We start from the raw sequence: 22833 nt of genomic DNA on the forward strand, positions 1-22833 counted from the left end.
GGTGTTTCTTATATAACCTAAATTTGTTGACCTAATTGTTGACCTTTTAATTTGATTTTCGTCATTTCCTGCTTAAAGTTAAGCAAATAATATTATATAATATCAAATCAATAAAATTTAAATAGTAATATGGATTCAATTTTTATTTAAAAAATGATTAAGGTTATTTATTGAATTGTTAGTTTACATTTTCGATGGGTATATACTTAAAATTTTTGAATTCAACCGATCCTTCTCCCATAGATACAAGTCCTATTCTTAAGCTTAAGAAACCACTTAGTACATTATGATGATAAGCCGACACTTCAGCTGAATTTTCTATTTTATTCCAGTTTTCTCCATCTTGACTATAAAACATGTCAACAGTTCCTTTTATATTTTTAATTTTTAAGAATACATGGGAATCAATTACATTTTCTTCGGTTACAAATTGCCATCCGCGTAAATTAGCTAGAATATCTTTAGAACTACTTAAAATTCCAGACCCAGCTTTTTCATTATAAAATAATACTAAGCCTCCTTTAGCTTCTCCTTTTATTTCCATTTCTAACTCAGCTTCATAAGAATGGCTATAGGGAATTGTGAGTAATGGAGAACTCTCGGCCAGTGAATTTCCTTTAGCTTTTAGGTTCAATGAGTTGCCTGTAAACTCGAACCTGGAGCTATCTATCTTTTTGTAAAACTTCCATTGAGCTCCTAATTCTTTAGTAGAAAAATCATCGTTCAAGGAATAATTATTAGTTTGACTTTTTTCTAGTGGAAGTTTATAAGCTTCGGTTAGCTCAAAATCCTCTGGCACTTTAAACCAACCATCTTCTGTCCATTCTAACGGAGTTAAAATAGTTTGTCTTCCTCTGTTGTAATAATCTTTTTCGTAAGCATGTAAGATCATCCACCAATTCTCATCGCTAGCTTCGAACACTGTAGCATGTCCTACAGACCACCATTTGTTCTCTTTGCTTTCGGCTCTTTTTATTGGATTGTAAGGAGAGTTCTCCCAGGGACCGGTAGGAGATTTGGATCTCGCAGAGACCACCATATGACCAGTGGCCGGGCCTGCAGTTCCTCCTTCTGCCACGGTTAGATAATTGTAATCTCCTTTTTTAAATAATTTAGGCCCTTCCATACAAAAACATTCGATTGTCCAGTCTTCTGGGATAGGCCAGCCGTCATAGGATTTTTCAAATTTACCGGTAATAGAGAGTCCGTCTTTGGCTAATGGGACATAACCCCCATTGCTAAAATACAGGAATCGATTTCCTTTATCATCTGCAATATGTCCTGGATCAATATTTCCAATTTCTAAATCTATAGGTTCACTCCATGGACCATTTATATCATCTGCTACGATTACATAATTTGTATCATTAGCGGGGAAATAGATATAGTATTTTCCGTTATACTTCACCAGATCTGGAGCCCATATTGATCCTAAATACGTAGTAAGCGCATTGGTAACAGGTTTCCAATTAATAAGATCTCTAGAATGCCAGATCGTTAGTCCGGGATAATATTCAAATGAAGAATGTACAACATAAAAATCTTCGCCATCTACCAGTAAACTTGGGTCTGGATAGTCTCCTTTAAAAATCGGGTTTTCAAAAGTTCCTTCTTTTACCTGATCATTTTGAAATTGAGCCTGAACCAGTAGAGGAAAAGCTAAAATTAGTATTAAAAGTTTTTTCATTATAAGTATAGTTAGAGTTTTATTTTTTGTAAACTGAATTATTAAAATAAATTTGATAGGACAAGCCACTATTTTTTATCGTATTAATAAAAAAGTTCTATTTTATTTGGTTACAAGATAAGTTGAATTTAAACTTGTAGTCATCAAAACTATTAGTAATTTGCTGAAAATCTAAGAAAAATCACTAAAATTTTATTATAAATTTTTTCAGTCGAATCGCTAATATTTAAAATTAAGCGATCTATAATATTATGAAGAGTAAGACAAGTTCAATTTTTTAAAATAGGAAGGATTTTATATGAGAGGTATGCACTTCTTATTTATTTTTATCATATTTTCTTGTTATAGTTTTTCACAAGAGGATAGTGCTATAAATGTATTAAATCCAGAATACCGGTTTGCGCATAAAGGAGTGGCAGATGGGTTGTCGCCTGGTGCCGTTAACGATTTTTATAAAGAAGAAAACGGTTTTCTATGGATAGCTACTACTTCTGGACTAAACCGTTACGATGGTTACGAATTCCAGCACTATAGTCCTAAATCTTCAAATACTTCAGCGATTCAATCTAGAAATTTTAGAAGAATTTTTAAAGGACCTCTTGGTAATATTTGGTGTGAAACTCCGGAAGGAATAAATATTTTCGATCCCATTGATCAAAGTTTTACCAGTGATCAAAATACTATTCTACAATCTTTTAATATTTCTGATAGTCCGGTGGAAGATATTGTTTCAATTGAAGATGATTTTTTATTGATCCATAAGGATGCTTCAGTAACAAGAATAAATGAAAAAAAGAATAGTAAGGATGATCTTAAAGATTATAATGCATACTTAAAGCAGGAAAAACTTAAGCCCGCTTCAGTAGTGGTTTCAGATAAAAATGAGTTATGGGTTATATACACAAACGGATTAATACATAAGCTGGATACTAATTCTTTTTCAGTTATTTCTGAATACGTTGAATTGCAAGATAATTTTGGTGATGAGGAACATGATTTTAGAATGGTTGTAGATGAAAATGGTGATCTGTGGATTCATTTATTTCAAGATTACGGAGTTTTTTACTATCAAATTAATAACGATCAATTAAAGCATTATACTAAGGAGTCTGTAGAACTTCAATTAAGTAGTAATCTAATAAGCACTGTAGAGAAGGATGTAAATGGAAATATCTGGATAGGATCTGATCTTGGCGGAATCAATGTAATTAATGTTAGCGATCTATCTGTTAGATATATAAAAAATAATGCTGAAATAGGGAATACCCTTTCCCATAATAGTATTACTTCACTTTATGCCGATCAGGACGGTATACTTTGGATCGGAACTTTTAAAAACGGAATTGATTATTATCATCCTAATATTATACGTTTTCCGTTACAAAAAAAGGTGCTTTCGAATCCTGAAAGTTTACCTTTTAACGATGTAAATGTATTTACAGAAGATAATAAAGGAAATTTATATATCGGTACTAATGGTGGAGGTCTTCTAAAATTAGATCAGGAAACCGGAAAATATCAGCAGTTCCTACACGATGCAGAAGATCCAAATAGCATTTCGAGCGATGTTATAGTAAGTCTGCTTTTTGATAGTAAAAATCGATTATGGGCAGGAACTTATTTAGGAGGTTTAAATCTATTAACTAAGGATGGTTTTAAGCATTTTCGCCATAATGCCAAAGATAGCACGAGTATAGCAGGTGATAATATTTGGGAACTATTTGAAGATTCTAAGGGGCGTCTTTGGATAGGAACTTTAACCGGAGGTGTCGATATTTATGATGAAGAAAATAGGAGGTTTATACATTCTTTTGAGGGTGGCGGTAAATTTCCTATTCACGCCAATTATATATCTTCTATTAATGAAGACCAAAATGGTAAAATATGGATAGGAACTTCTTACGGGATAGATATCATAGATCCTTTAAAAAATGTGGTAAAGCATCTTTATCATATTCCTGGGGATAGTACAAGTTTGAGTGATGATAACATTCTGGCTATCTATAAGGATAAACAAGAAAATATGTGGGTTGGATCTCATAGAGGGTTAAATCTTTACAGTGGGAATGATGATGTTTTTTATCACTACGGAAAAGAAGACGGTTTACCTGGTGAAAAAATAATAGGGATTGTAGAAGATGATGAGGGCGACCTTTGGATAACTTCTTCCTTTGGAATAGCTCAATTTCAAAAAGGAGCGGTTGAAGAAATGAACGGAAGAATACTACCAGATTTTAAGATTTATAATGATCTTGATGGTTTGCAAGGGAATTTGTTTAATGAAAATTCTATTTATAAAAATAAAGATGGAGAGATATTAGTTGGTGGATTGCACGGATTTAATGTATTTAAGCCACAAGAATTTGAATACAATCAAAAGAAACCTAAAATCATTTTTACTGAATTTAGCCTTTTTAATGAAGATATTTCTACTGGGGAAAAAATAAGAAATAAGGTATTACTAAATAAACCGCTTTATGAAACTGAAAAGATCACTTTAATGCATGATCAAAACTTCTTTTCTATTGAATTTGCTGCTTTGGACTTTTTTCAGCCTTCAAAAAATAATTATCGATATAAACTTGAAGGGGTCGATAATGGATGGCAAAACCTAAGTAATTCACAAAGAGTTGCTTCATATACGAATATAGACCCAGGAACATATAATTTTAGAGTGCAGGCCTCTAATAATGATCAGGTTTGGAATCGAGAAGGAGCGATGCTTACTATAGAAATTTTACCGCCATTCTATAAAACTATTTATGCCTACATCGGCTACGTGATCTTTATTCTAGGACTGCTTTACCTGGGAAGAAGAAGAATTATTCAGAAACAACGAAAAAATTTTGAAATTCAACAGGAAAAGAGAGAGGCAGCGCATTTGCACAAAATGGATTTAATGAAGATTCGTTTTTTTACGAATATTAGTCATGAGTTTAAAACTCCGCTGTCTATGATCCTATCGCCGGTTTCAAGACTAAATCAGCAACATCTTGGTCCGCATGTTAAAGAACAAATCAATATTATAAACGATAATGCCCAACGCTTGCTTAACTTAATAAACCAGGTATTAGATTTGGGTAATGTAAAAAATGATACCCTATTAACTTCGTCAAAAGCTAATATTGTGGATTTTATCAATGATATTGTAAATGGATTTAAAGACTATGCTGAAAGTAAAGGAGTTAAGTTATTCTTTGTTAGTGAAGAATCGAAGTTTTTTACCATATTCGATATGGATAAATTAGACAAAATCGTCTACAATTTACTATCTAATGCGGTAAAATTTACGCCAGAGGGAGGCGAAATACATGTTAGTCTAGAAGTTGGAGAAAGCATATTAGATACTAAAGACAATATAGAAAAGAATATTTTTATCATTAAAGTAAAGGATACTGGTGTTGGAATTGCCGAGAAAGACAGGCCACAGATATTTGATAGGTTTTATAAAGCAGATCTAGACAATGATTTAAATAAAACGGGTAGCGGGATCGGTCTTGCTTTAGTACAGGAATATGTTAAACTGTATTCTGGAGAGATAAGTGTTGATAGCAAAGAAGGCAGTGGCTCCTTATTTACTATTAAGTTACCACTTCAAAAGATTCCGCCTATTGAAATTTCTTCTAATAGGGAAAAGACTTCTAATAAGATCCTGGGAGAAAATGATGCGCTGCCTACAGTTTTAATAATCGATGATTCTAGGCAGTTTTTAAATTATCTAGGAAAAACACTTAGAGAAAGCTATAACTTATTTATTGCTGTAGACGGTGAAACCGGTTGGAAAAAAACACTTTCTATCGTACCAGACCTAATAATTTGTGATTGGGAGATGCCGGGTATGAAAGGTACAGATCTTTGCCTTAAGATTAGGAATGATGCTCGTACTAAACATATTCCTTTTATTTTGTTGTCGGGTAATCAAAGAGAAGAGAATAAACTTGCTGGTTTAAAAGCCGGTGCCAATGATTACATAACAAAACCTTTCAAGTTAGAAGTCCTAAAGTCTAGAATCGATAATTTGATCGAACAAAGAAAGTCTTTCCAGGAAGCTTATAGAAAGAAAATTGAGGTTCCTAAAGTAACGAATCAGGTTACGATCGAGACAGAGGATGAAAAATTGATGAGAAAGGTGCTTCAGTTGATTAAAACCAATTATCAGAATCCAGATTTTGGTGTAGAGCGTTTAGCACTGGATCTAGGAGTTAGTCGATCTTTTTTATATAACAAAACCTTGAGTTTATTCGAAAAAACACCTTCAGAATTAATCACTGATATTCGATTAGAAAAGGGACAAGAATTATTAGCAAAAAGTCAGTTAACTATATCAGAAATTGCTTTCAAAACTGGCTTTAATAACCCTAAGTATTTCACTAAAAACTTCAAGAAGAAATACAATATTCTTCCTTCTGCATATAAGAAGAAGCATTCCTAGTACCTAAAATTTGATAAAGAGCTATTCAATTTTTTCATGCTCATAACTAAACTTTTTAGATTTTATAATTAACCTTATGGTTTGAATGTTAAAATTTAATGAGACTACTGTTCTTGGTGCTTGCCAGACTAGACAAAAACATTTTATCCCTTTATAAAACGATTTGATACCCTTGTTAAGGAGTACAATTTGATAATTTCGTTACCATTACTACAACGTTTGAATTATTTACTATTCAATTTGAAGGGTAATTAATTTTTAAATCAAAAAATTTCGAGGGTTATATTTTTAAATCCTCATTAAAGAAATGTATATGAAACAACAAACTATTTTAAAAATGAGGATCAAACCTTATTTATTAGCAATGATCTTTTGCGTGTTTGGTGTAACCGGTTGGGCACAGCAAAAAGAAATTAGCGGAACCGTGACCTCTGCAGATGATGGTTTACCAATTCCTGGAGTTAGCGTTATCGTAGAAGGAACAAGTAGAGGAACTACGACAGATTTTGATGGTAATTATGTGATTGAAGCGGAAGCTTCAGAAAGCTTGTCCTTCAGCTACATCGGTTTCGAAACACAAACCGTTGCTGTAGGTACTCAAAATGAGATCAATATTAGTCTACAGGTTTCTACGGCAGAACTTGATGAAATTGTGGTTGTAGGTTACGGTACTCAGCGTAAAAAGGTATCTACAGCAGCAACTTCGATGGTAGAATCTGATGATTTAATTCAAACAGCCAGTATCGATGCAACAAGTGCACTACAGGGACAAACTTCTGGAGTTAATATCACATCAACTTCAGGGCAGCCAGGTGCAAACATGACCGTGAACATCCGTGGAGTGGGAACTGCTGGTAACAATTCTCCACTTTATGTTGTAGACGGAGTTGTAGTTGAAAATGGTATTGGATATTTAGACCCCTCCGTTATCGAGCGAGTGGATATTCTTAAAGATGCTTCCGCGGCTTCTATTTATGGTGCCAGAGCAGCGAATGGTGTTGTTTTAGTGACTACCAAAAAAGGAAAGAAAGGGGTAACCAGTGTTTCTATAAACAGTTACATAGGTTTTCAGGAAGTTGCCAGAACTTTAGACTTATTGAATAGTCGTGAATATGGTATTATAATGAATGAAGCCCGAGTAAACTCGGGTTACGCACCTCTTTATTCCCAGCAGGAATTAGAAAATCTACCAAATACCGATTGGCAGGATGAGCTTTTTAATAACGGAGCCATTAAACAGAATTATTCAGCCTTAATATCTGGAGGAACAGATAAAGTAAATTATTCTACCGGACTCTCTTATTTTGGACAAGAAGGTATAATTGGTAGTCAAACAGATCAGTCTCAATACGATCGTATAACTTTTAACACCAATATCACCTACGATATTATTGAAGATCATTTAAAGATCGGTGAAAACTTTTCTTTTGCTAACGAGTATAATAAAGGTGTTTCTGATGCGGGTATCTATAGCAACAATATTAGAGGTTTTTTAAATGCTCCACCAAGCATGCCGGTATATAATGAAGATGGAAGTTATGCAGGCTCAGATATAAGTTCTGATATTACTAACCCTCTAGGGTCTTTGTATTACGGAAATTTTAATGAAAGTAAAACAAATCGTGCTGTAGGAAATATTTTTGCTGAGGCTTCACATAGCGACTTTACTTTTAGAACTAGTTTTGGTGTAGATATCAATGATAACAATTATCGTGCTTTTAACCCACTTTACGAACTTTCTAATGTAGCCTACAATAGCACATCTGAGGTAACACAAAGTTCAAGTAGAACAGTATCGTGGATTTGGGAGAATACACTTAATTATAAAACGACGATTGCAGATGTACATAATATTGATTTTTTATTAGGTACTTCAGCTAGACAAAATGTATATGAAAATCAGTCTGCCACTGGTAGAGATTTAATATTCAATGATTTTGAGCATGCTTATTTATCTAATGCAACAGATCCTACACAAAACACTGTAAGCGGAAGCAGAGTGGATTATAGTATTCAATCTTATTTCACTAGATTGCTTTATGACTATGACAGTAAATATTTATTTACAGCAACATTAAGAAGAGATGGATCCTCAGAGTTTGGTAGCAATAATAAATATGCTTATTTCCCTGCATTTTCAGTAGGTTGGAATATCGATAGAGAAAACTTTTTCCCAGAAGATTCCTTCATCAATTCCTTAAAATTAAGAGGAAGTTGGGGACAAAACGGAAATGATCAGTTTAGTCAACAATTCGCATATATTTCTACAATTAGTTCTTACAACAAAAACTATCACTTTGGTACAGGGGATAATGAAATGCCTTTGGAAGTAGGATCCAGTCCAGACGATTTATCAAACCCAGATCTAAAATGGGAAACTTCAGAACAGTTTGATATTGGTTTTGATGCCAGAATTTTTTCAGACATAACACTTACGTTCGATTACTATAGAAAAGAAACTAAAGACTGGTTGGTACAAGCTTCGGTTCCATTAATTGCTGGTGCAAATGCTCCTTTTATTAATGGAGGTGATATTCGTAACGAAGGGATAGAATTTAATGCTGGTTATAGCAAAGATTTTGGAGAAGATTGGAGCCTTAATTTAAACGCGAATGTATCTTACAATAAGAATGAAGTATTAAGAATTGCAAATTCCGAAGGAATTATTCATGGAGAAAGTAATCTACTTTTCCAGGGATTAGACGAGATGAATAGAGTTGAAGTTGGACATCCAATTGGATATTTCTACGGATTAAAAACAGATGGGATATTCCAAAATCAGTCAGAAATTCAGCAATATTCGCAAAACGGTAAACTTATCCAACCTAATGCTCAACCCGGGGATGTAAGATTCGTAGACCTTAATGGCGACGGTCAAATAAATCAGGATGATAAGACAGAAATTGGAAACCCAAATCCAAATTTAAATTTTGGGTTCAATATTCAACTTCAGTATAAAGCATTTGATTTCTCGGTTTACACTTATGGTATGGCCGGCTTCCAAAATGTTTACGGAGTAAGAGATTATTCAAGACCTTTTTACAACTATACAACAGAGATCGTTAACAGATGGACTGCTGAAGGTAGTTCTAATAGTTTACCTAGAGCAACATGGGGAACAACCTCGAATGGTAACTATACTCGCTTTTCAGATTTATATATAGAAGACGCAGATTTCTTAAGAATTAAAACCGTAAATCTTGGGGTAGATCTAACGAAGCTTACCGATCAACTTGATGCATTTTCAAGATTTAGAATCTACGTGACCAGTAACAACCTTTACACTTTTACCAATTACAAGGGAATGGATCCAGAAATTGGTTTTGGTAACGTAAATCAATCCTGGGCTCGAGGAATCGATGTTGGATACTATCCACAGCCTAGAACATACATGGTTGGTCTAAATGTAAATTTCTAAAAAAAGAATTATGAAAAAATATATAAAAATACTCGGGATAGCTTCTTTAGGATTGGTAGCCTCCTGTACAGACGATTTTATAGAAAACGATCCTTATACAGAAAGAACAGAAGATAACTTCTATCAAACCCCAGAAGATGCTTTTGAAGGTTTGGTAGCTGCTTACGATATATTACAAAGAGAAGGTTACGGTGGATTTTTGCTTACTTCTGAAATTGCTTCAGACAATTGCTTTGGTGGTTTTGGAACTGCAGATAACCAGGTTTCCTTAGAATGGGATAGATTTCAGTTTGGATCTGATCTAGAGATGAATCGTCCTGTTTGGGAGATTTGTTATACTGGGATCTATAGAGCAAATATTTTATTAGAGAATCTAGAAGGTATCAATTGGGAAGGCAACGAAGATCTTAGAACGCAATATGAAGCTGAAGCTAAATTTTTAAGAGCTCATTATCATTTTGAATTAGCCAGGATGTTTGGTGATATTGTTCCTTTAGATCATACTTTAAGTCCTGAAGAGTTTGAAAGTCCCAGAGCGCCAGCTGAGGAAACTTATGCATTAATCGCTGAGGACTTTAGGTTCGCAGCAGAAAATTTGGGTGACGAAAATTACAGTTTAAATAACAGCCCAGATTACGGTAGGGTGACCAAGTGGGCAGCAGAAGCATACTTAGCAAAAGCATTTCTTTTCTATACAGATTATTATGAGGCTTCAGATTTGGCCGGAGTTGTTTCTAGACAAGAGGTAACCGCATATATCAATGATGTAGTAAATAATAGCGGACACGAATTGATCGATGATTTCTCCAGATTGTGGCTTGCAGCTTCTATGGAAAATTATGTCGGTGAAGGTAATGCCGAGATGGTTTGGGCTATTCGATATAATAGTTCAGGAAATGGAAACTGGGATTTAAATGAAGGAAACCGTTTTCAGGTAAATATAGCAACTCGTGGAAGTAATTTAGGGCCATACGCTTATGGATGGGGAGGAGCACCTGTAAACCCAGAGCTATATAATGCCTATGCAGTAGGTGATACTCGTCGTGATGCTACGATCATTAATTACGACGAAGAAGGATTAGAGTTTGACAATGATTCTAGAGGACAACGTCAACACACAGGATTATCCTGGAAAAAATATGCTCCTATAACCAACGAAGCAGGTGAAGCCGTAGTTGCGGCAAATGGTGGAGATATCCAGATTGATGGATTTGAAGACTATGCTGTTATTCGTTTTTCTGAAGTTCTTTTAATGGCTGCGGAATTAAATATGGATAGCGATCAGGGATTTGCTCAGGAATGTCTGGATCGTGTTAGAGCAAGAGCATTTCAGGATGATGCGCATTCAATTGCTGTCACCAAAGAAAATATAATGGAAGAAAGAAGACTTGAGCTTGCTTTAGAGGGTAAACGTTACTTCGATCTTATTCGTTGGAGTTTGCAACGCGCTAAAGAGGCTATTGATAACTCTGGCGACGGTTCGCAGTTTGATGTGACCTTTAGAACTGAAACCAATGGATGGTTTCCAATTCCTCAATCACAGATACTATTGTCCAATGGAGCTATAGAACAAAATCCAGGTTGGTAATACAAACTTTAAACTTATAAAAGATGAAACATATAAATTATATACTTATAGCTTTGTTTGGCCTGATGCTAACTTCTTGCCAGGATGAATATAGTTTCCCTGATGTAGAATTGCAGGGCGATCAATTAAACTTTATGGTAACCCAGGCCGATGGAAATGATAATGAGCTTATTCTGCAAAGCATGGAACCAGATTACATTTCTTACTGGAGTTACACCGACGCCAATGGCAGCCAGATTGGTACATCCAATGAAGATAGTCTAAGGGTCACTTTACCTTTCGCGGGTAGTTATAATGTTTATTACACTGCATATACAAAAGGTGGAGCAGTAGAGGCAGATCCAGTAAGTGTAGAAGTATCTTCAAATGATGAAGAATATTTTAGCGAAGAAGAGTGGGCTATGCTTACTAACGGAGTTGAAGGTAAGACTTGGGTTTTAGATATGACTAGCCCTGTTGGATGGGCCGGCTTAGATTATCCATACAACGAAAGTGGTTCAGATTACTGGAACTGGTTTCCTGATTATGCAGGAAACGAGTGGGTAATGGAGAATAAAGACTGGGGCGAAATGACATTTGACCTTGATGGAGGATATAATGTTGAGGTAACCCAAACCGCTATAAACTCTGATAGTCAAACGACTTCTACTGGTTCTTTTAATTACAATATAGATAGTCATACTATCCGATTTAATGGAGGAGTAGATGTACTTTTTGGAGGTGATTATTATGGAGACGTTAGTAATTGGACGTCTGTAAATGTTGTAGAGATTTCAGAAAATTCCTTAAGACTTGCAGTTGTTAGAGATCAATCCAGAACAGGAGAAGGAGTTGCCCAAATAGTTTTTCACTACAGACCAAAAGAATAAGAATACTATCCGGCAGCAAATTGCTGCCGGCATTTTTATACAACACCCATGATTGCTTATAAACAGTACATTATGAATAAGTCATACATAGGCATAGTTGCTATACTCTCTTTTATTCTTATTGCTTGCCAGAAAAAGGAGGAAGCTTCAAAAGTATCAGACCGTAAACAACTATTTACTGAGAATTGGAAATTCTACAAGAACGATACGATTAAGAGCCTTAATGAAGCTTTAAATGCTAATGCCTGGCAGGCTATAGATTTGCCTCATGACTGGAGTGTTTATCAGGAATTTGATGAAAATAGTTCGGCAGGGATAGGTGGAGGAGCTCTTTCTGGTGGTGTAGGCTATTATAAAAAATCATTTAATATTCCTGTTGAAGACAGCACTCGTTTGCATAAGATTCAATTCGACGGAGTGTATCAAAATAGTGAAGTTTGGATAAATGGTAGTTATTTGGGAAAACGTCCTAATGGGTATATAGGATTTGAATATGATCTAACACCTTATCTTAATTTCGGATCTAAAGATAATACGATCGTAGTAAAAGCAGATAATAGTGATCAGCCTAATTCCAGGTGGTATTCAGGAAGTGGAATTTATCGAAATGTATGGTTAAAGAAACTCAGTAAAATTCATATTCCTAATTGGGGGACTTTTATTACAACACCTAATATTTCAGAGAAGAAAGCTCTGGTAAATATTACTGCTGAAATTAAAAATGAGTTTGCTAAAGATAAAGAAATTGAAGTTCAGGTAACTATCTTTCAGGATGATCAGGAAATAGTTAAGTCCGAAACTTCAGCTTTAAGCATAACTGCCAATTCAGCAATTAATTTTAATAAAGAGGTTACAATCCTTAATCCCAAGCTATGGTTAGTAGATTCTCCTTCGTTGTATAAGGCTCAAATAGATATTATTCAGAATAAAAACCGTATAGATCGTTTCGAAACCAGCTTTGGTATTCGTGATTTTGAATTCGATCTCGAAAAAGGATTTATACTAAATGGAAAATCTCAAAAAATCCGTGGTGTTTGCATGCATCATGATCTTGGTCCTTTAGGAGCAGCAATTAATATTAGGGCAATAGAAAGACAATTAGAGATTTTGAAAGAAATGGGTGTAAACGGAATTCGTACAGCTCATAACCCTCCAGCGCCAGAATTATTGGATTTATGTGATCAAATGGGATTTATTGTAATGGATGAAGCCTTTGATATCTGGACTACTGCCAAAACAAAGCACGATTATAGCCAATATTGGGACAAATGGCATGAGCAGGATCTTAGTGATCTAATCAAAAGAGATAGAAATCATCCCAGTGTTTTTATGTGGAGTATCGGGAACGAAATTCAGGAACAATGGAGTAATAAAGGAGCAAAAATTGGTGTAGAATTATCTAATATCGTTAAAGGCTTAGATAGTACTCGTCCGGTAACCGCAGGGATGAATCCGCCAGTTCATGTTTCAGATAAAGAAGTTACAATTCAATTTGAAGAAACTGCAGATAAACCTAATTCATTAGCAGGATCAGGTGCTTTAGATTTGATAGGTTATAATTATGCCCATCAAACCTGGGAAAAACATCAGTTAAACTTTCCAAACACCCCTTTTATTGCTACAGAAACTACTTCTGGCCTACAAACCAGAGGTTATTATGAGTTTCCATCGGATACTACAAAGATCTGGCCGGTACGCTGGGATAAGGTTTTTACAGGCGGCAATCCAGATCAAACAATTTCAGCATTCGATCAGGTTAGAACACCTTGGGGATCATTACACGAAACCAGCTGGAAGATCATTAAAAAGAACGACTTTCTATCTGGATTTTTTATCTGGACCGGTTTTGATTATATCGGAGAACCAACACCATATGAATGGCCTTCAAGAAGTTCGTATTTCGGAATTGTAGATTTGGCAGGTTTTCCAAAAGACGTGTATTATATGTACAAAAGTGAATGGACAGATGAAGATGTGCTTCACCTTTTACCCCACTGGAATTGGGAACAAGGCCAAACAGTTGATGTTTGGGCATATTATAACAATGCAGATGAGGTAGAATTATTTCTTAATGGAGAGTCTAAAGGATCCAAATCTAAAAAAGGTGAGGAGCTTCATGTAATGTGGCGATTTCCATTTCAACCAGGAACTTTAAAAGCGGTTTCCAGAAAAAACGGAAGAGTTGTAAAAGAGACTGAAATAAAAACAGCTTCAAAACCTGCTAAAATAGAGTTATCTGCAGATCGAAAAGAACTTCAAGCAAACGGATTAGACCTTTCATTTGTTACGGTGAATATAACTGATGCCAAAGGAATATTAGCGCCCAGAGCAAATAATCAAATTGATTTCGAAATCGAGGGCCCAGGAAAAATTGTTGGTGTTGCCAGTGGTGATCCAACTAATCATGAATCTTTCAAGGGTAAATCACATCGTGCACTTAATGGAAAATGTTTGGTAATTGTTCAATCTACAAAACAGACTGGAGAAATTATAATTTCGGCTAATTCAACAGGATTAGAAAGTAAAAGCACAGTATTAACATCCAATTAGAATAGCAACTATAAAATGAGAAAGCTAGAATTCATATTTACGATAATTTTTGGATGTTTTGCCATAACATTTCAAGCTCAAAATCGAAAGATCAATATCGATTATGACAAAGAATTGGGCGAATTGAATACCATGTTTAAAGAATGTATTGGTGCTGGCAGAGCTAACGAAGGACTTCGTGCAGATTGGCAACAACAATTAGCTGAAATAAAAAAAGATTGTGATTTCAAGTACATAAAGATGCACGGTTTGTTAACAGACGATATGGGAGTGTACAAATTAGACGACGAAGGAAATCCACAATACAATTATCAGTATATCGATGCTCTATACGATTACATTTTAGAAATTGGGATGAAACCCTTCGTGGAGATTAGCTTTATGCCAAATTATTTAGCCAGTGGTGATGAGACGATCTTTTGGTGGAAGGGAAATATAACACCTCCTAATGATTATGATAAATGGAAAGATCTGGTAGAGAATCTTTTAAGACATTGGACCGATCGCTATGGAGAAGAAGAGCTGAAAACCTGGTATTTCGAAGTATGGAACGAACCTAACTTGGATGGATTCTGGGCAGGAACACAAGAGGAATATTTCAAATTATATAAGTATACAGCAGAGGCAGTTAAAAATGTTAGTAAAGATTATAGGATTGGAGGTCCGGCCACAGCGGGAAATGCCTGGGTAGATGAGACTATTGAATTTACTGATAAAAATGAGGTGCCTATCGATTATATTTCAACTCATTCTTATGGTGTAAAACAGGGGTATTTAGATGAATTTGGCACTTCTGGTACTATTCTGAATGAAGATGAGTGGAGTGTTAGTAGAGATGTAATTGCTGTACGTAAAAAGATGGATAGTCTTTCTAAAGAAAATTTAGAATTACATTACACCGAATGGAGTTCTTCTTATACTCCTGCAGATCCTATTCACGATAGTTATCATCAGGCAGCTTATATTCTTCAAAAGCTAAAGCAAATTGGTGATGCGGCAAATTCAATGTCCTATTGGGTTTTTACTGATATTTTTGAAGAAGCCGGTCCAAGATTCGAACCGTTTCATGGTGGTTTCGGGCTTATGAATACTCAAGGAATCAAGAAATCGGCTTATTACGCCTATGAATTTCTGAACAAATTAGGTGAAACCGAATTAGTTAATAACGACCAGCAGTCTTATGTAGCCAAAGACGAAAATGGAGATTTTCAAGTACTATTTTGGGATTTCACTTATACGCTTCCAAAAGATTCAGAATTAAACCAAACCTATTATTCGCAACGCCTACCAGCTAAAGAAAAAGGAGAAATTATTCTAGACCTGAAGCATATTCCGAAAGGAAACTATGAAGTGACTAAATATCAAGTCGGCTTTCAAAAAAATGATCCTTACACAAGATATTTAGAGATGGGAGCTCCAAAGCAGTTATCTAAAGATCAGGTAAAACAACTAAAATCTTTAAGTAGTGGAGAACCAGAAAATACTCAGACTATATTAATTGACAAAACAGAAGCGCATTCGATGAAATTTTCCATTCGTGAGAATGACGTTTTTCTTCTTGAATTCAAAAAACTTTAAACACAGATGACCAGCTATATGAAAAAATTAAAAAAAATTCAGCTTGTTTTCGCTATTGTGGGCTTAGGTAGCTTTTGGACTATAAGCGCACAAATTCAAAATAGCCAAACGCTAAATGAGCCGATCGATATTAGCAAGGATTTCGAAAATTATGAAAATACGTTTTACTTTGCCGATGAGCTTGTTTCATTCGATCCTGAAACAGGTAAGGGAACACTTAAATATAAACGTTACGAGTACCAGACCAGGCAGGCATTTAACAATATGCTGATGAAGCCAGATAACGTACCTGCTAATGAATTTCCTGCTACAGAATATGCTGAATCTCCTGAGCTTCCTTTTCAAATTCAGTTTGTTTCCGATAGAACGATACGATTAAAAATGACATCGGGTCCGCAGTTTAATCAGCCTAAGGAATCATTAATGCTGGTTGAAGGTACAGCTCCTAATCATCCAGAATTATGGGATTATACTACTATTGAAGGCGGACATCAATTCAGTAGTGATCATGGAAGGGTAGAGATCATTTCTAATCCATGGCATGTCAATATTTATGACGAGAATGGTAAACTGTTAACAAGCACTTTACATAACTCAGATGTTCAAAATACTTATACGCCTGTACTTCCATTTTCATACGTAAGGCGAAATAGTGACTATTCCCGCAGTTTTAGTCCGGTGTTTAGCTTACAACCTGGAGAAAAGATTTTTGGTTGTGGAGAATCCTTTACTCAATTTAATAAAAGAGGGCAAAAAGTAGTCTTGTATACAGATGATGCCAACGGCGTTCAAAATGAAACGATGTATAAGCCTATACCTTTTTATATGAGTAACCGTGGTTACGGTGTATTTATGCACACCTCTTCACCAATTACCATAGATTTTGGAAAGTATTTTAATGCTGCAAACAAGATGATGCTTGGCGATGATGTTGCAGATCTATTTTTCTTTTTGGGAGATCCCAAAGATATTTTGGATGAATATACCAATTTAACCGGAAAAGCAGCAATGCCACCACTTTGGTCATTTGGATTTTGGATGAGTAGAATTACTTATTTTTCTGAAAAAGAGGGTCGCGAAATTGCAAAGAATCTAAGGGATTATAAGATACCTAGTGATGTAATCCATTTTGATACCGGCTGGTTTGAAGTTGATTGGAGAAACAATTATGAATTTGCAAAAGAACGTTTTGATGATCCTGTAGGAATGATGGCAGATATGAAGGAAGATGGCTTTCATGTTAGCCTTTGGCAATTGCCTTATTTCACACCTAAAAATACGCTTTTTAATGAGATCGTTGATAATGAATATGCCGTAAAAGATCGCAAGGGTAATATTCCTTTTGAAGATGCCGTACTCGATTTTTCGAATCCTGAAACTGTAGAATGGTATCAGGGGAAACTGAAACATTTATTAGACCAGGGAGTAGGCGTCTTTAAAGTAGATTTCGGTGAAGCAGCACCTTATAACGGAATTTATCATTCTGGAAGAACAGGTTTCTATGAGCATAATCTATTCCCGCTACGCTACAATAAAGCGGTTGCTGAAATTACACAAAAAGAAAAAGGATACACTTTAATTTGGGCAAGAAGTACCTGGGCGGGTAGCCAGCGTTATCCTTTGCATTGGGGAGGCGATGCCGCAACTACCAATACAGCTATGTCTGCTACACTTCGCGGCGGATTATCTTTAGGGCTTAGTGGTTTTAGTTTTTGGAGCCATGATGTTGGAGGTTTCGTAACCAAATCTCCAGAAAATATTTATAGAAGATGGACTCCGTTCGGAATGCTTTCCTCACACGTAAGAAGCCATGGGGAACCACCAACAGAACCTTGGGAATACAGCAAAGAATTCTTGAAAGACTTTAGAAAAGCTGATAATATGAGGTATGAGTTGATGCCTTATATCTATGCACAGGCTAAGGAAAGTTCAGAAAAAGGATTACCAATGATGCGTGCCTTATTCGTAGAATTTCCTGATGATAAAGGTTCATGGCTAATCGATGATGAATATCTCTTTGGAGAAAATATGCTTGTCGCCCCATTGTTTGAGGAAGAAAACGCACGCGAAGTTTATTTACCTGAAGGAACCTGGATAGACTATCAAACGCATAAAGTATACGAAAAAGGTTGGCATACCATCGAGGCAGGAGAAATTCCTATTATCGCCTTAGTTAAGAATGGTACCCTTATACCGCATATTAAACTAGCGCAGTCTACTCGGGATATGGATTGGACAAAACTGGAACTTCAGGTTTTTGCAGACTCAAATACAAATACCGCAAGTGGTAAGGTTTACCTTCCCGACGGTGAAAAAATTGAAAATATTTCAGTCAAAAAAGAAGGAAAAGAATTTCAGCTAGACGGCAATCCACTAAGCGGAAAAACGAGTTTTAAAATTGAAACTGCCGGAAAATAAATTTGAACTCCAAATTATAGAATTTCGGGATTCTTTATTTGGAATCCCGCATCACTTCGAATTATAAATCAACTTTAAAAATATGTATAAGAAAATACCCCTTTTAATAGCTATGCAACTGCTAATTTTCAGTTGTTCTCCTGAAAAAGAGTCAGAGTCCTATACTTTAAGTTCTCCTGAAGGAAAAAATAGTATTGAATTTGACATTAACGGAGGTTCCCCACAATATTCCGTAAATCATGGAGATACCAAAGTGATCTTGCCATCAAACATGGGGTTTGTCTTTAAAAATATGGATACTCTTCAAAACGGATTGGAAGTAATTAATATTGAAGAATCATCTGAAGACTCCACCTGGGAGCAGGTTTGGGGAGAAAAAAAAGAGATTAGAAATAACTATAATCAGCTTACAGTTCATTTAAAAGAAAAAACCAATAAAGAGCGAAAGTTAGATATCCAATTTAGAGCTTATGATGATGGAATCGCATTTAGATATGTTTTTCCAGAACAGGGAATTAAGGATAGTATTTTCATTATGGACGAGCTTACCACTTTTAATCTGGCAAAAGATGGTAAAGCCTGGTGGATTCCAGCTTATGATGAACAACGTTATGAAAACCTTTTTACTGCTTCCCCTGTTAGCACGTTGGATACCGTGCATACTCCATTAACTATTGAAAGTAATGATGGATTAGCGATAAGCTTTCATGAAGCTAATTTAATAGATTTTGCCAGTACGACTTTAGCTCATACCAATGGCACGACTTTAAAAACAGATTTAGTGCCTTGGGCTGATGGTGTAAAAGTTAGAACCATTGATACTTTTACTACACCTTGGAGAACATTACAAATAGCAGATAAACCTACAGATTTAATCACCTCTTATTTAATTTTAAATCTAAATGAGCCCAATAAGCTTGAAGATACCAGTTGGATCAAGACATTTAAATACTTAGGTATTTGGTGGGGAATGCACATAGGAAAATACACTTTTTGGGAAGGTGATAAACAAGGTGCAACTACAAAAAATGCCCGGAAATATATCGATTATGCCAATGATTTAGGCATAGATTATTTATTGATTGAAGGTTGGAACAAGGGATGGACACCTGCATGGTACGAGAACGCTATGCATCAGTTTAGCTTTACGAAAGAAGCTGATAATTTTAGCCTGAAAGAAGTTACAGATTACGCTGCAGAAAACGATGTTGAAATCGTAGGATATCACGAAACGGGTTCCAATCTTCATAATTATTTAAAACAAATTGATTCGGCTTTTGCACTTTATAAAAAGCGAGGAATCACTACTGTGAAAATTGGGCAGGTAGGTTCTAAATTAAATATGAAGGAATGGCATCATGGTCAATTCGGTGTAAATTATTACAGGTATGTTGTTAAAAAAGCAGCAGAATATGGATTAGAAATCTATTTCCACGAGCCTATTAAAGATACTGGTGAGCGTAGAACTTATCCTAATATGATGGCAAGGGAAGGAGCAAGAGGTCAGGAATATAATGCATGGAGTGAAGGTAATCCTCCAGATTATACAGCAACCTTACCTTTTACAAGATTATTGGCTGGTCCAATGGATTTCACTCCGGCTGTTTTTGATGTAGAGGTAAAAGAAGGATATCCCGGTAAACGAGTTCATACTACCACTGCAAAGCAACTTGCTCTAATGGTTGTACTGTATTCTCCTTTACAAATGTTAGCAGATCTACCAGAAAATTATGTGGATAAACCAGCTTTTCAATTTCTGACTGATGTGCCTACAGATTGGGAAGATACTAAGGTGCTAAATGGAGAAATAGGGAAATATATTACAACGGTAAGAAAAGATATCGATAGTGAAGACTGGTACCTGGGGGCTATTACTAACGAAAAAGCTAGAGATGTCAATATTCAATTGGACTTTTTGGATGATGGAGCCACATATGAAGCTCAAATCTATGCAGATGCTCCGGGAACTGGTTACGAAAATAATCCAACCGCCGTAGATATTTCTAAAAAAGAAGTTAACGCTACAGATTCACTTAGTCTTTTGCTAGGAGAGAGTGGAGGTGCTGCTGTACGTTTCAAGAAATTATAAATATAAGTGTATGCAATTGAGTAGTACTAAAAGATATTTAGTCCTATTACTGCTTGTTTCTAATGTTCAGTTTAATCATGCTCAGGAAACAAATAAAGCCGCTTTTAAATCCAGCAAATTATCTGTAGAGGAGCGCATTGATAATTTATTGAACTCAATGAACTTAGAGGAAAAGGTAAATGCTCTGAGTACTAATCCTGAAGTGCCTCGTCTGGGTGTTGAAGGAACAGGCCATGTGGAAGGCTTACATGGGTTAGCGCTTGGTGGACCGGCAGAATGGGGAGGAAAGGATAAGCCGCCATTACCCACAACCACCTTTCCGCAGGCATATGGACTTGGAGAAACCTGGGATATTAATTTATTGGAGCGAGTATCAAGAGCAGAAGGAAAAGAAGCAAGGTTTGCTAAACAATTTTTTAATAGAGGTGCTTTAGTGGTAAGAGCTCCCAATGCAGATCTTGCTAGAGATCCTAGATGGGGAAGAACTGAAGAAAGCTTTGGTGAAGATCCATTTCTAACAGGATCTTTAACAGTGGCATTCGCAAAAGGGCTGCAATCTGAAAAAAATGGGTATTGGCAAACTGCCTCACTTATGAAACACTTCTTAGCAAATTCTAATGAAGATGGAAGAACTTATACATCTTCAGATTTTGATGAACGATTGATGCATGAGTATTATGCTGTACCCTTCAGAATGGGAATTACCAAAGGTGGAAGCAATGCATATATGGCAGCTTACAATAAAATAAATGGAGTTCCTGCCATGGTGCATCCTATTCTTAAAGAGCTTAGCCAGAAGACTTGGGGACAAAATGGAATTATCTGTACAGATGGCGGTGCTTTCAAACTTTTACTTTCAGATCATAAGTATTACGAAGATAAATATAAAGCAGCGGCAGCAGCTATTAAAGCCGGGATTAGTCAGTTTTTAGATGAATATTCTGAAGCTGTGTATGGTGCTTTGGCTAATGGATATTTAACTGAAAAAGATCTGGATAATGTACTTAGAGGGAATTATCGTGTCATGATCAAATTAGGTTTGTTGGATAGTGATCAAAGTCAAAATCCATATAGAAAAATAGGGACAGGCGAAGATAGCATAGCTCCCTGGAAAATGAAGGAACATCGTCAATTAGCTCTAGAAGCTACTAGAAAATCAATTGTGTTTTTGAAAAATGATCCAGAAAAAGAGCTTTTACCTTTAAATGAAAATGAGATCACTAAAATCGCAATTATAGGCAGTAAAGCAGATAAAGTTTTATTGGATTGGTATAGCGGTACTCCTCCTTACACCATTTCAGTACTACAAGCTTTAAAAGACCGATTAAAAAACAAAGTTGAAATAACCTACGCGAAAAACAATGCTGATGGAAAAGCAGTAAAGATTGCAAGTGAAGCAGATGTAGCCCTTGTTATTGTTGGAAACGATCCAACATGTGGCGCTGGTTGGGTAGATTGCCCTGTGGCTGGTGAAGGTAAAGAAGCCGTAGATCGCCAATCATTGCAATTGCAGGAAGAAGACCTTATAAAATTGGTCTATAAAGTAAATCCAAATACAGTCGTAGGACTAATTAGTAGTTTTCCTTATGCGATTAACTGGACGCAGGAGAATGTACCTTCAATTTTACATCTAACTCAGAATTCTCAGGAATTAGGAACCGCATTTACCGATGTTCTATTCGGCGATTATAATCCTGCTGGAAGATTAACGCAAACCTGGGTAAAAGACATTACTGATCTTCCTCCACTGATGGATTACAACATAAGAAACGGACGTACTTACCGCTATTTTGAAGGAGAACCTTTGTACGCTTTTGGTCACGGACTAAGCTACTCTAATTTTGAATATAAAAACCTTCAAATTTCAAGAGAAACTTTAAGTGAGGGAGAAACTATTTATATAAGCTTTCAATTAACGAATAAAAGCGATAGGCAAGGAGAAGAAGTTGCTCAATTGTATATTTCTCATCTAAATTCAGCAATAGATCGGCCTTTAAAAGAACTTAAAGCCTTCCGAAGAATAGATCTTAGACCTGGCGAAACTAAAAAGATCACATTGAGTCTTAAGGCTGAAGATCTGGAGTATTGGGATACTAAAAGCAATTCATTTCAGCTGGAAGAAGATCAAATTGAAATTCAGGTAGGAAGTGCTTCCAATCAAATTTACTTAACCAAACCTCTCAACATAAAAAACTAATCTAAAG

At 35.7% G+C, this 22833-nt stretch carries 10 protein-coding genes; 9 read left to right on the plus strand and 1 reads right to left on the minus strand.

What is annotated here, in order from left to right:
* Window positions 1-178: 178 nt before the first annotated feature.
* Window positions 179-1687: a family 43 glycosylhydrolase gene (locus IIF7_RS19495; RefSeq protein WP_084843365.1), complete on the minus strand. Its 1509-nt coding sequence runs from the start codon at window positions 1685-1687 to the stop codon at window positions 179-181.
* A 298-nt stretch (window positions 1688-1985) separates the two neighbouring features.
* On the opposite strand from IIF7_RS19495, the gene IIF7_RS19500 reads away from it, so the two are divergent.
* The 9 genes from IIF7_RS19500 to IIF7_RS19540 all read left to right on the plus strand — a co-directional run bounded on the left by IIF7_RS19500 (window position 1986) and on the right by IIF7_RS19540 (window position 22826).
* Window positions 1986-6119: a hybrid sensor histidine kinase/response regulator transcription factor gene (locus tag IIF7_RS19500; RefSeq protein ID WP_084843366.1), complete on the plus strand. Its 4134-nt coding sequence runs from the start codon at window positions 1986-1988 to the stop codon at window positions 6117-6119.
* A gap of 337 nt (window positions 6120-6456) precedes the next feature.
* Complete coding sequence (locus IIF7_RS19505; RefSeq protein WP_245801681.1) at window positions 6457-9537, plus strand: SusC/RagA family TonB-linked outer membrane protein; 3081 nt, start codon at window positions 6457-6459, stop codon at window positions 9535-9537.
* Between the two features lie 10 nt (window positions 9538-9547).
* Window positions 9548-11125 carry a RagB/SusD family nutrient uptake outer membrane protein gene (locus IIF7_RS19510; protein ID WP_084843368.1) on the plus strand — a complete coding sequence of 526 codons (1578 nt, stop codon included), beginning with the start codon at window positions 9548-9550 and terminating at the stop codon, window positions 11123-11125.
* Window positions 11126-11148: 23 nt separating this feature from the next.
* A complete protein-coding gene (locus IIF7_RS19515; protein WP_084843369.1) occupies window positions 11149-11994 on the plus strand; it encodes a hypothetical protein in 846 nt (281 codons plus the stop codon).
* A gap of 72 nt (window positions 11995-12066) precedes the next feature.
* Window positions 12067-14544: a beta-galactosidase GalB gene (gene galB, locus IIF7_RS19520; RefSeq protein ID WP_245801682.1), complete on the plus strand. Its 2478-nt coding sequence runs from the start codon at window positions 12067-12069 to the stop codon at window positions 14542-14544.
* 15 nt (window positions 14545-14559) lie between these two features.
* Window positions 14560-16122 carry a GH39 family glycosyl hydrolase gene (locus IIF7_RS19525; RefSeq protein WP_084843371.1) on the plus strand — a complete coding sequence of 521 codons (1563 nt, stop codon included), beginning with the start codon at window positions 14560-14562 and terminating at the stop codon, window positions 16120-16122.
* A gap of 18 nt (window positions 16123-16140) precedes the next feature.
* The gene (locus tag IIF7_RS19530; RefSeq protein WP_245801683.1) at window positions 16141-18540 is read left to right on the plus strand and encodes a glycoside hydrolase family 31 protein; all 2400 of its coding nucleotides are present in this window, start codon (window positions 16141-16143) and stop codon (window positions 18538-18540) included.
* Window positions 18541-18622: 82 nt separating this feature from the next.
* Complete coding sequence (locus tag IIF7_RS19535) at window positions 18623-20629, plus strand: glycoside hydrolase family 97 protein (RefSeq protein ID WP_084843373.1); 2007 nt, start codon at window positions 18623-18625, stop codon at window positions 20627-20629.
* 10 nt (window positions 20630-20639) lie between these two features.
* Window positions 20640-22826, plus strand: coding sequence for a glycoside hydrolase family 3 C-terminal domain-containing protein (locus IIF7_RS19540; protein WP_084843374.1), 2187 nt, complete (start codon window positions 20640-20642; stop codon window positions 22824-22826).
* Window positions 22827-22833 lie beyond the last annotated feature (7 nt).

The sequence above is a fragment of the Zunongwangia atlantica 22II14-10F7 genome (genome assembly GCF_002094855.1).
Lineage (GTDB): Bacteria > Bacteroidota > Bacteroidia > Flavobacteriales > Flavobacteriaceae > Zunongwangia > Zunongwangia atlantica.